Here is a 12402-nt window from a genome sequence, read left to right as displayed (position 1 = left end):
CAGATAGAATTTCGTTCTCGTCGCGCTGCCTCCCTGGCGCGAGCGAAAGTTTGGGAGACGTGGCCGAGAGGTCGAAGGCACTCCCCTGCTAAGGGAGCATCTGGGCCAAAACCTGGATCGAGGGTTCGAATCCCTCCGTCTCCGCCAGGAGCACCTCCCGGGGCATCTCGCAATGTCCCGGACCAGACCCCGGAAGGCCGCCACATTGGCCTTCCGGGGTTTTTTCTTGTGCCGGACCTTCCCGCTCCAGACCCTGCAATCGCAATCCGAAGTATGGGTAGTAGTATGGGTAGACAGGAGGCTGTCATGAGCACGACTTCACGCTCCATCCACCGTCTTTCCGCGCTTCGTGTGGCACGTCTGAACAAGCCTGGCCATTATTGCGATGGCGGTGGTCTGTACCTTCAGGTGTCGGTGGCGCGTACGCGCTCATGGGTCTACCGTTTCCGGCGCGAGGGCCGGTTGCGTGAGATGGGCCTGGGGCCACTGCACGTCGTCTCGCTTGCCGACGCACGCGAACTTGCAGCCCGCTGCCGCAGGATGCTGCTCGAAGGCGTCGATCCGATCGAGGCCCGCCACGCCGAGCGGGCGCAGCAGTTGGCGACTGCGGCACGCAGCAGGACATTCGATGAGTGCACCAAAGCATTCATCAAGGCCAACCGCGTCGGATGGAAAAATGAAAAGCACGCGGCGCAATGGGAAAACACGCTGGCTACCTATGCCTCACCCATCATCGGGTCGCTTCCCGTGCGTGATATCGACACAGCGCTCATTGTGAGGGTGCTTGAACCTATCTGGCAGGCGAAGCCCGAAACGGCGAGCCGCGTGCGCGGACGTATCGAGTCAGTGCTCGACTGGGCGACGGTGCACCGGTATCGTGAAGGCGAGAATCCGGCGCGATGGAAAGGCCATCTCGACAAGATCCTGCCTGCCCGTACAAAGGTGCGGAAGGTACGGCACCATGCCGCCCTGCCGTACAAGGAATCGGCAGCGTTCATGAAGGCACTGCGGGCGCAGGATGGCCTCGCGGCACGGGCGCTCGAACTGCTCATCCTGACCGCAGCCAGGACCAACGAAGTCATTGGTGCTGTGCGCAACGAGTTTGATCTGGAGGCGGCTATATGGACGGTGCCGGCAGAGCGGATGAAGGCCGAACGGGCACACCGGATTCCGCTGCCTGATTCCGCGCTTGCACTGGTGCGCCGGCTGCTTGAAGAGACAGACGGTGACCTGGTGTTCCCGGGGACGAAGAAGGGCAGGTCGCTGTCCAACATGGCCATGCTCACGGTTCTGCGCCGGATGAAACGCACCGGCCTGACAGTACACGGTTTTCGCTCGACATTCCGTGACTGGGCCGCCGAGTGTACGACCTATCCCAACGAGATGGCGGAGATGGCCTTGGCGCACACAGTGGATGACAAGGTCGAGGCCGCCTACCGTCGCGGTGACATGTTCCAGCGTCGCAAGCAGATGATGGACGACTGGGCGGCATACTGTGACGAGAAAAGATAGATAATTTTGGATCGCTCACGAATGTCAACCCGTAAATGATGGGCGTCAGATCTGGCGGCGGCATTCTGCGCATCAGTGATTCGCGGTCGCCCGCAGTTTGGTCGCCAGCCAGCCATGCGGCTGGAAATAGCGAGGATTTTTTACGTCGTGGGATCTCGGAGCAAGAACCGGCTCGTCGTGTTGGCGGAGTGGGAACCACAGGGAAACCATGAGAAATCCGCCGCGGGAGCACCACTCGGGTTTTGGCAACAATTCTCCTGAACGCGTGTTTGAGGCGCCGGTGAAGGCGAGTTAATCTGGCAACGTCCGGCGGTGACCGGACACCATCAGGAGGACCTGCATCATGAACGAGCACAGTGGTGGGTGCGAAGGCGCGAAAGCCCGCCTTATTCGCCTTCGGGAGGTGCGCGCGCGCGTAGGCCTTGGCGCAAGCACAGTCTGCCGTAAGCGATCCATCTTTGACGTCTGGCAGTAAGCCGCAGGAGCGAGGAGCATAGGTGTCCATCTTTTTTTCGACTGCGGTCTTAAGATCGTGATCGCCAGCCAAAGCCCGCTCGACGAGCCGGTCCAGTTCGGGGTCGCCGAATGCATACCACCACGGATCGATATCCGTAGCATCACTCGTCTTCGCTTCCATGTCTGCTGAAGGCCCAGACAAACCAGGATCGTCAGTCCCATTATAGGAAGCCCCAATCGACTCGGAAGCAGATGTGCGCCCTGCGGCGACGGACTCTGCCTGCCAACGCTTTGGAATCGATATCTGGGGCTGCGTCCATGTCGTACGTGTCAGCGTCCCGCATTCAGCAACGCCCAGCGAGACGATCAACAGATGATCGTGCTGAATCGCCACATCGACCTCGACCCCCGAACCCATCGTAAGGTGGTACGTGGCAAAATAACCCGCAGAGAATGAGAGAACTTGTTCATTCGCGAGCCAGTGTAGATAGCGTCAAGCAGCATGGCCGGCGCGTGTTGCCTCACGGGAAGATGTTACTCCAGCCTAATTGTCGTTTTCCAATTGTTTTGCGATGAAGGCTGGCTCATCGAGGATTCTGGTAACCAGTTCCCTCGCGCGGTTTGATCGCCGTGCTTTCACGCGGCGCTGCAGGGTGCATAGCCGGGCACTGGAATACATCGCGGGTGCCAGTTCGACGAGGCGCTCGTGCAGTTTCCTTGCGGTAATGCCGGGTAGACGGCGTCAAGCAGCACGGCCGGCGCAAACATCACACTCAGGAAGTCGCCGCGGCCATAGCGAGTATGAGCGTTCGCACGGCCCGGCGCATCGAGCATGACGGCCGTCTGCCGTCGCAGAAGCCGCCGCGCACATAGCGCACGCGTCACGATCCATTCGCAGAAGTCTGGCAGAGCGAGGTCGTGCCGTTGCTGCGCCACGCGCCCCGGCTCAAGGCCATCACGCTGCTGTGCAAGCTACAGGAGGCGCATCTCGGCCTCTTTCCTGACAGCATGCGGCGCACGCTAGAGCGGCGCGTCAGCCAATGGCGTGCACTTGAGGGCCCCTGCAAGGAGATCTTCTTCCCGCAGCAGCACTTGCCCGGCGTGGAGGGACTGTCGGACTTCACCGACATGCGAGATCTGCGCGTGATGATCGCCGGCGCGCCCGTCGATCATCGGCTCTATCACTTCGTTCTCGCGTTCTCGCACTGGGAGTACGCCTATGTCGTCGAAGACGGCGAGAGCTTCGAGGCCCTCTCCACCGGCTTGCTGAACGCGCTGTGGCAGGCCGGCGGCTGCCCACATGAGCATCGCACCGACAGCCTATCGGCAGCGTTCAAGAATTTGCAGACCGAAGAGGACTTCACGGCTCGCTATGACACGCTGCTGGTGCATTACGGCATGGCCGGCACACACAATAACGTGGACGTAGCCCACGAGAACGGCAGCGCGGAATCCTCGCACCGTCATCTGAAGGAGGCAATCGACCAAGCACTGATGCTGCGTGGTCATCGCGACTTCGGCGATCGTGCAGGCTATGAAGCGTTCGTGCGCGAGGTCGTCATGCGGCGCAACCCCCGCAACGCGGCCGCGTTCAACGCCGAACGCGAACATTTGCAGGATCTGCCCGCACATCGCACGACCGACTTCATCGAAGACGAAGCACGCGTGACACGCTGCGGCACCTTCACCGTGCGCGGCATTCTCTACAGCGTGCCGTCACGCCTGATCAGCCACCGTCTGAAGGTCCGTGTCTACGCCGATCACCTCGACTGCTATCTGTCCGGAGCACTCGTGCATAGCACCGCGCGGGGCTCCCATGCCGCAAATAGCCGCCGTCGCAAGCTCGATTACCGGCACTTCATCGAGGCGCTCAAGCGCAAGCCCCGGGCGTTCAAGGGGCTGGCGTTTCGCGACGACTTGTTCCCGCGTGAAGCGTACCGCCGGACATGGAAGCGGCTCGAGGCCCATCTCGCGCAGCGCGAAGCCTGTAAAGCCATGGTCGGGCTGCTTGAACTGGCCGCCAATCATGGAGTCGAGGCGGTTCTTGCGGAGCGGCTCGAGACGTTGCTTGCCGCCGGTGAGCGGCCCACCTCGGTGCAAAGAGAATCATCGCCACGGGCCGTAACGGCGCGAAACTCGCCTCGCTGCCCGCCGGCGTCGAGAAAGTGCAACTTGACGAATCCGCAGACGAAACGCTGCGCAGTGTATTCGCGGAGAAGGTCGATGTGGTGCTGGACTACCTCTGGGGCGAACCGGCGAGCCCCGGCTTCGCTATGTGCAGATGGGGTCGATCGCGGGCGAAGCGATTTCTATCTCTGCCTACGTTCTACGTAGTTCTGGCCTGGAGATACTGGGTAGCGGCATCGGCAGCGTCTCCATCCGTGATCCCGTCGCCGGCGCCGGAGAACTGCTTGCTGCTACCGTTCCCTTGGTCTTGGCGCTGGTCATTCGTCGGCGAGTGCCTTCACCGGGTCGAGGCGCGCAGCCTTCAATGCCGGGTAGGAACCGAAAACAATGCCGGCCATGCTCGAAACGACCAGCGCGATGACGATCGAGTCGGTCGAGAAAATCATGTCGAGTTGGGGAATTCCGGCTGTGAGCCGGTTGGCGGCGTAGGCTAGCCCAAGCCCAACCATGCCCCCGCACACACAGACGTAGATCGCCTCGAACAGAAATTGGAGTTGGACTTCCACGCGGCGTGCCCCGATCGCAATGCGTACGCCAATCTCATTCTTTCGCTCGGATACCGACGTCAGCATCATGTTCATCACGCCGACGCCCGCGACTAAAAGCGCGATCGCCGACATTGAACCGATCAGCCATTCGAGCTTGTCGTTCGTCGATAGTATCGTGGCTCGAATCGTGTCAGTGTCGTAGATGTGGAAGTCCATCGCCTGGTGACGCCGGATCATGAGACTGGTCAGCGACGTCAGCAAGCCAGTCTCAACCGCACCTGCGCTTGGCCGCACAACGATTTTGTCCAGATCGGCGGCGGGGTTGACGCGCTCCAGGTAAGCCGTATAAGGCATCCACATGGTTGGGGACGGACTCGCTGTCATACCCAGTCCCGGCTTGGCGACGCCGATCACAAGACATTGAATCGCTCCGACGATCACGACGCGGCCCACCGCGGTGCCGTGCCCGAACAGATTGTTGCGCGCTGACGTGTCGAGCACGACTTCCGGTGTCGCGCGCCGAACTGCCAGCCTGTCGAAAAAACGACCCTCGGCCATTGTGACCTGATTGACATCGAGATAGGTACTGTCGACGCCATTCAGGGTGCCGTTGACCGTTGCCAGATCCGAGCGCATCAGTTGTGTGCCGCTCACCATCGGTGTCGCACTGTCAACTCCCTCGTGCCTTGCGAGGGCAGTGAGATCGTCCATCGTGAGGGGCCGTACAAGTCTCTGCGCTGCCGCTTGGAGAAAGCGTTGCGGAAAGACTTCGATGGTGTTCGACTGGACACCGCGAAGCGAATTGACGATTTTTTGGCGCGATGCTTCGCCGATCGCGTTCGCACATACCACTGCAGCAACACCGATCGCGATGCCAAGTACCGTCAGGAGCAGATGCATCCGACGGCGATTCACCGATGTCAACGCGAAACGGACAAGCGGCAGGAAGCGAAGGTGGTGTTGCGGCGCGGCGGTTCGTGCCGAAGGAGTACCCTCGGGGCGAGAGATCACGGGAGGCGTCGCTTTCGACTCGCAAGTTGCCCCATCCCCGCGCGGCACGTCCCAATACGCGGAGCGGACGTCGGAGACGATCTTTCCGTCTTCGATCGTCAACACGCGCCCGGCATGACGAGCCACCGCAGGGTCGTGGGTCGCGAAGACAATCGTATGGCCAGCCGCGTTCAGTTCGCCGAGTGCCTGCATGAGCCGCTCGCCATTTTCTCGATCGAGTGCGCCCGTTGGCTCATCGGCGAGGATAATCTTGCCGCCGTTGATGAGCGCGCGCGCGATACTCACGCGCTGCTGCTGACCGCCTGAGAGTTCTGCCGGTCTGTGAAGGAGTCGTCCGGCAATCCCGAAGCGTTCGGCCAGTGCGGTAACGCTTTCGCGTCGCGCGGTCGCGGACGTACCCGCATAGATGGCGGGCAACTCGATGTTTTCGAACGCGGTGAGCCCGGCAAGCAGATGGTACTTCTGGAAAATGAAGCCAAAGTAACGACGCCGAATTGCAGCGATCTCGTCCTGGCCGAACGCACCGATAGGCCGACCTTCTATAGCATACGAACCGCGCGTTACCCGGTCAAGACAACCGATGACATTCAGCAACGTGCTCTTGCCCGAGCCCGAACTGCCGACGATCGCGACCATTTCTCCCGCCTCGATTCGCAGCGAAACGTCGTCGAGCGCGCGCAATACCTTACCACCCTTCATATACTCGCGCGAAACGTATTCGAGTTCCAGTATGGGAATCACCGTGCCGGATTCGTCATGCGTCATGTCATCCGCCCCTCAACGTCGAGGGAGCAGTTGTGGGTTCGACCTTCGTGATGACCCGTGTGTCTGGCCGGAGTCCGCCCAAGATCTGCACGATGTTGCCGTTGTCGATGCCAATCGTTACCTCCCTCAGCTTCGGTTTGCCGTGCTCCAGCACCTGAACGAACCCCTTGCGACCGCCCGGGAGAACGTTGACCAGTTCGGATGGTAGTGCGATCGCGTCTGAGGCCGATGCGACTCTCATACTTACCCTGGTGGTGGTGCCGAGCCTCAACTGCGTGTCGGGATCATCGACGCCGATCACCACATCGAACGTGATCGCGCCTGGCTGTTTCTGTGACGAGAGCGAGTTCTCGCTATCGAAATCACGCGGCGCAGGTGCGACGGAACGGACGGTACCGCGATATTCACGCCCCCCGCCGAGCAAGGTTATTGACACTATTTGTCCGGGCCTGATCTTGCGGATGTCGATCTCGGACACTGAAGTCCTGACTATCAGCTTGTTTGGGTCGGCTAGCATCACGATATTCGGTGTCTGCTGGTTTGCATTGACGGTTTGTCCTTGAACTGACAATAAGGCGACCACGACGCCTTCGCCTGGTGCGCGGATTTTGGTGTAGCCGAGCGTAACCCGAGCGGTGTTGACGGCGATCTGATCCACGGTACGTTGCCCCTGCAGCGATCGAAGTGTACCCAGCGCAGCCTTATAGACCAGCCTCGCATTGTCCATGTCCTGTTGCGATCCTGCGTCGCTTCCGGCAAGCCTGCGCGCGCGATCGAATGCGATGCGGTCCTGCTCGAGGACCGCCCTCTCCGATGCCATCTGGCCGTCGAGCGAGGCGAGCATCGCGCGCGCGGTATTCAATGCGTCGATCTGCGTCGCACTGTCTATCTCGGCGATCATTTGGCCTTTCTTCACGCGGTCGCCAAGTGAGACATACATCTTCTTGATTTCGCCCGACACCTGTGCGCCTACGTTGACGACGTTCGACGAGTCGAGAGTGCCAGTGGCATGCACCACATCGACAATCGCGCCGCGCGTTACCGGAATCGTAAGGTAGCGAAACGCCGGCTTCGCGTCTCGATGCGAGACGTACAAGTATCCGCCTGCGATCGATGCCAGAGCGATAAACGATATAGGGATGACTGCACTACGACGGGAGATTTTCACGGACACGCCAAGTTTCTTTGATTTGTTGTAACGAAAACGATCAGGTGCCGTCCTGCGATCTGCGCAGGCGTCCAGCACTCTCGGGTCGAAACGCCCACAGACGATAATGGAACGGCGTCGCGAAGGTCAACGGATGGTATTTTTTTCTTAGGGAAAATCTCTGCGCCGTCCATGAGCGGCCTTTAAAAGGCCATCATTGGAAAATCATCCCCAATCAGATGTAGAAGTTGAACTTTGAATTTTTTTGCTTGCATTAGAGGCGAGGCCTTCGTACGATGATTAGCACAAATATTGCCCACAGGATTCGCATGAAGCTCGGGAGAGACCCGTAACGAGAAGCCTGATGGGCGACTCAAATCAAAGAATATCGGGGTATCTGTTCCATGATGCCGAGTGCATGCTTCAGAGGTTTCGTCGTCAGCTTCGCCTGCGTTTTCGGATCGACTTTCCTGTGCACTAGTTGCGCATCGCTGAATCACTCGACCTACGAACGTCCCCGCTTGCACTTTGCGCCTAATTGGCACAGTTCGACCTCGAGCGACATTCGATCTAATCTGCCATCATGGTGGGTAGCATTCGGCGATCCTGCGCTAAATCACCTTATCGACAAGGCGATGAAAGCAAACTGGGATCTCGCAACCGCGGTCCTGAATTTGCGGCAAGCAAGATTGCAGGTAGGTATTGCCCGGGAACAGGGCTATCCAATGCTCGCGGCAGGGATCGGTTTGTCCGCCTCGCACAGTTTCAAGGCGCCGAAGACAACAACTCACGAAGCGGCCACCTCGCTGTCGGTTTCCTGGCAGCTCGATCTGTGGGGAAACATCGCAGACCAGGTCGAAGCTGCTGAATGGGAGGCACGCGCCACCGACCAGGACAAAATAGCGGTCGCCATGACTATCAGCTCCGAAGTAGCAGACGATTATTGGCAACTCGCACTTATCTCCGATCAGATCGATCTGAATCGCAACACCATCGAATACGACGAGCAAACGTTACGGCATGTACGGAGTCGTCATGATATTGGTATCGCGACGGCAATCGATATTCTTGCAGCGAAACAGGCGCTGATTGTCGCAGAACAACAGTGGAGCGAACTAAGGGACGAGCAGGTCCAAACTTCAAATTCGCTCTCCATTTTGGTCGGCGATCCCGTTGGCACAGTGTATCCAGTCGAAGCAAACGCTTTGAATGAGACGCTTACGGATATACCGATTGGTGTACCCGCTGATGTGCTGTCGCGAAGACCGGACGTCAAGGCGGCGGAATTCCGGCTCAGGGAATCATTGCGCAAAGTCGACACGACACGCACTAGCTTCTATCCGACGTTTGGCCTGACCGGCGCCGGTGGTACGTCGAGCGAAACGCTTCGCAATCTGTTGCAGAATCCAGTGGGTTCGATCGCGGCGTCTATCGCGTTTCCATTTCTAAATGCTTGGACAATGAAATCGCAGATAGCTTCTTCAGGAATCTCTTACGACGAGCAGGTTGTAGCCTTCAAGAAGACCTTCTATCAGGCCCTGGTTGACGTTGAGAATGCGCTGTCGTCAATCGATGATTACAACGCTCAAATCGCACAGCTTCAGCGGGCGGTGGGGTACGCTAACGAGAGTGAACGCGCCTATGCGGCGCAGTACCACGTCGGCACAGTACCACTGCAAACAGTACTCGATGCGGACGAGGCGGCGCGGAACGCAGTTTCGTCTCTATCCAGCGCGCGTTACCGCCTGATTGTGAGCGAGGTTACGCTGATAGTTGCGCTCGGCGGCACGATCGACCTGCCGTGATAACCGTCTGCTCGCAGGGAGAGAAATATCGGGAAGATCACATAAACTGCTGTTGCGCCTTCATGGCCCCCGCCAAGCAGATAACGCTTAGATGCGATGTGGCGGTGGGCTACGCAGGTCCTTGGGCCGTTGCTGAATCGTATCGCCGACGGCTTGTTCCGCCATCCGGTGGTCAGTTTTAGTGATCGTATGAAACGGGCAGAGGGTAGCAGGAAGTCAATCCCGATGTCCGAATCTCCTCTCGTCAAACGAATTTTACATCGGACAGCAGGCCGACGAACCTACATCAATGGGCCGCTACGTTACCCTGTAGAAAGGGTAAATCTCATGGCTTCGGTCGCAAAGCTCTGCCGCACAAGGAGCTCCAAGTCGCTCAAGGGCGACTAAGGAATGATGCGGACCGTTTAATTCTAACGGCGGTAGATGAGATGGAAATTAAATTCTGAGCTGACGCTATTCGAAATCTGCCTTTTTAAAATTGTAGAAAAAATTGAAAATTTATTCTTCTTTGTTGATTTATTTTTAATTATTTTGTACGATTTTTTCTTCCGTCGATAAAATGAATGATTTTATGAATAAAATGATGAAATTTTTTCGGGTGGTTACTAATTTTGTGATTTTATTTTCGATCGGGTTTTTACCGATTGCGGGGTATGCGCAGCAGTGCGGCATACAAGCCAATTATGCGGCTTGCCCGAATCAACTATGTTGCAGCGAATATGGATTCTGCGGTAGCACCGACGAATATTGCGGGGATGGTTGTCAAACTGATGTGGGTTATTGCAGTCCCAGCACAGGTACACCCGGCGAAGGGCTTGTATGTGGCCTTGCTACTCTTACTGTGACAAGTGCAATTTGCGGCACCATCGCGGTCGCGGTCGCGTGCGCCGCTGGGACGGTATTTACTGAGGGCGCATCTGTGTGGCTATGCAGCACGGCATTTAACCAGGCGTGCACATACGGTGGAGGAGTGGCTACGACCGTCGCCGGATATATATGTTCATGAGACTGTCAGGAGCCGCAAGCTGCACCGGTGATTAATCGAGGTGACGTAGAATTGTAAGTTAATATTTTTCTCTAACTTATAAATGAATAATTTAAAAATTGTAAGAATAACCGCGATCGACGCATTCCGGCGCTTGCTCGTCGTTATGCTGCCAGTAATTTTCTGTGCGCCCTCATTTGGTGCTCAAGGATTATTGCCCAACCCCGCACCGCTCCAAGATCATGTTGATATGGCCTCCGACGAGCAACAACGGACATCGCTTCCACTTGCATTACAGCAGGCCGAAAAGAGCGGAAATAAAATTTTAAAGACCTTTCCTGCTGCTGGTGGCTTCGTAGGTCACGTCTTGCAAACTGCGCCGCGGCACTACTCGATCGTCTATACACTGCCAGGGCGCGACGATTTGCTTGTCGTAGGAACACTGCTAAGTGGGAAAGGAGAAAATTTGAGTGCAAAATATATCAGTGAGTACGCCCCTCAGACTAACTATGACGAGTTTTCTTCCAGAATATTGGCTACTCGCTCAATAGCAAGCGGGGCATCATCGAGTGGCGCCGAAATCTATGTTTTTATGGACCCCAACTGCATATTTTGCCATCTGCTATGGAAGGCTTTACTGCCTTACGAGAGCGCCGGTCTCAGCGTACATTGGGTTCCACTCGGGTTTTTAAAGAAGGATTCTCCCGGAAAAGCCGCGGCGCTGCTTGATGCGGCGAATCCAGCGCGGGTGCTAAATACGATGGAGACTGGCTTCGACGAACGTACAGAGTCAGCGGCAATCGATGCGGAAAGCTCTATCCCAAAGCAAACATCTGACGAACTCAGCTCGAACAAGAAGCTCTTTGACGCGATGGGCTTCGTGGGAACACCTGCAATTGTCTACCGCGATGCGTCTGGGCACTGGCAAAGTTTGCAGGGGATGCCTCGATTATCAGCACTTTCTGCCGCCTTGTCGCTACCGCTTTTGCCGCAGACTGATCCAGAGCTAGAGCGTTTCAGATAATTTATCGCAACCGAATTTGCTGAGAACTCGATATAGCTGGAGAACACGTGAACCAAATCGAACTCGAAAGATGCAAAGCGAAACGTAAGAAGCGAGTGGTGTACTTGACTCTCGCCTGGATGATTTTGTGCGCCTTGCCAGGCATGTTATTTTTTAATAAATATCCTATACTTGGATATCTAAGCGGCGCATCCGTTACTTTGCTTTTTATCGTGGGTTGTGTTTCTATTTTTACGATCAGCCATCCGAAAGATCGGCGAGGGTGTGGAAATTCATAGCATGATATCGGCACGTTGCGTCTATAGAATTCTTGCGTGATTTTGTTACAATTCGTTCCGTTCAGGATAACTGCGGCCGAGATACCTCGCGCGTCGATGATGAGGGCGTTGGAGCGGCAGCCGGCTAGGGCATGAGATTATACCGACCGTGAAATCGTCAATTTTCGTCATGAGCGCTGGTCGACTTGCCGTTCTCCGCCAGCGTTTTGCCATCGTACACGTACCGCATAGTTGTCTTGGCGACACGCGGTCGTCCCGCCGCTGGCTCGGAATCACCAGCGAAATCTGGCATCGTCACGACAGGGCATCGGAGCTTGGGGGCTTTTGCGGTCGGCAAGCCGCGGCTTCGCCACGCGCAGATGGGATCAATCGCGGGCGAGGTGATTTCTGTCTCGGCCCACGCTCTGCGTAGTTCGGGCCTGGAGATACTGGGTAGCGGCATCGGCAGCGTCTCCATCCGCGATCTCGTCGCCGGCGTCGGAGAACTGCTTGCTACTACGCCCGTCGGCGGTTTCGATACACCGGTTGAGATTCTTCCGCTCGCCTCCGTGTCGGAAGCCTGGCTTGTCGACGCTGACGATCGGAGACTCGTCCTGCTCCCGTAGCGTTACGTTTCGCTCCGAAGCACGAGATAACGGGGGCGCAACCCTTTATCGCATTTGCAGCCAGGAAAGGACACGGATGACAGAACTCTTCTCGGTAGTCGGCCTTGCAGAAGTTCGTGAGGCCTCGCGTGGCTTGGCG

6 protein-coding genes, 1 tRNA gene and 1 pseudogene are annotated in these 12402 nt (G+C 57.3%); 6 read left to right on the top strand and 2 right to left on the bottom strand.

The features are described 5' to 3' along the window. The first annotated feature begins 53 nt into the window (after positions 1-53). The 3 genes and pseudogenes from BM43_RS17365 to istA form a co-directional block, all read left to right on the top strand. Positions 54-147, top strand: a tRNA-Ser gene (locus tag BM43_RS17365). Positions 148-306: 159 nt separating this feature from the next. Further along, positions 307-1512, top strand: coding sequence for a tyrosine-type recombinase/integrase (locus tag BM43_RS17360; RefSeq protein ID WP_036050211.1), 1206 nt, complete (start codon positions 307-309; stop codon positions 1510-1512). Positions 1513-2727: 1215 nt separating this feature from the next. Beyond that, positions 2728-4122, top strand: a pseudogene (gene istA, locus BM43_RS17355) (IS21 family transposase); the annotation flags it as partial. 290 nt (positions 4123-4412) lie between these two features. Here istA and BM43_RS17350 read toward each other — a convergent pair. Together BM43_RS17350 and BM43_RS17345 are read right to left on the bottom strand one after the other, a co-directional pair. Continuing rightward, a complete protein-coding gene (locus BM43_RS17350) occupies positions 4413-6419 on the bottom strand; it encodes a MacB family efflux pump subunit (RefSeq protein ID WP_036050212.1) in 2007 nt (668 codons plus the stop codon). Between the two features lies 1 nt (position 6420). Continuing rightward, positions 6421-7587 carry an efflux RND transporter periplasmic adaptor subunit gene (locus BM43_RS17345; protein WP_157693212.1) on the bottom strand — a complete coding sequence of 389 codons (1167 nt, stop codon included), beginning with the start codon at positions 7585-7587 and terminating at the stop codon, positions 6421-6423. 383 nt (positions 7588-7970) lie between these two features. On the opposite strand from BM43_RS17345, the gene BM43_RS17340 reads away from it, so the two are divergent. From BM43_RS17340 to BM43_RS40555, 3 genes are all read left to right on the top strand, one after another. Continuing rightward, the gene (locus tag BM43_RS17340) at positions 7971-9371 is read left to right on the top strand and encodes an efflux transporter outer membrane subunit (RefSeq protein WP_080742312.1); all 1401 of its coding nucleotides are present in this window, start codon (positions 7971-7973) and stop codon (positions 9369-9371) included. Positions 9372-10459: 1088 nt separating this feature from the next. Then, positions 10460-11380, top strand: coding sequence for a thiol:disulfide interchange protein DsbG (gene dsbG, locus BM43_RS39010; RefSeq protein ID WP_080742310.1), 921 nt, complete (start codon positions 10460-10462; stop codon positions 11378-11380). A 47-nt stretch (positions 11381-11427) separates the two neighbouring features. Further along, the gene (locus BM43_RS40555) at positions 11428-11658 is read left to right on the top strand and encodes a hypothetical protein (protein ID WP_127841035.1); all 231 of its coding nucleotides are present in this window, start codon (positions 11428-11430) and stop codon (positions 11656-11658) included. Positions 11659-12402: the final 744 nt, after the last annotated feature.

Source organism: Burkholderia gladioli, from assembly GCF_000959725.1.
Classification (GTDB): Bacteria; Pseudomonadota; Gammaproteobacteria; order Burkholderiales; family Burkholderiaceae; genus Burkholderia; species Burkholderia gladioli.
This window is presented reverse-complemented; position numbering and strand designations above follow the sequence as displayed.

Bases quoted from the DNA above. Each gene is read 5' to 3' on its own strand.
- BM43_RS17350 (WP_036050212.1), bottom strand. From the start codon at position 6,419: ATGACGCATGACGAATCCGGCACGGTGATTCCCATACTGGAACTCGAA.
- dsbG (WP_080742310.1), top strand. From the start codon at position 10,460: ATGAATAATTTAAAAATTGTAAGAATAACCGCGATCGACGCATTCCGG.
- BM43_RS17360 (WP_036050211.1), top strand. From the start codon at position 307: ATGAGCACGACTTCACGCTCCATCCACCGTCTTTCCGCGCTTCGTGTG.
- BM43_RS17340 (WP_080742312.1), top strand. From the start codon at position 7,971: ATGATGCCGAGTGCATGCTTCAGAGGTTTCGTCGTCAGCTTCGCCTGC.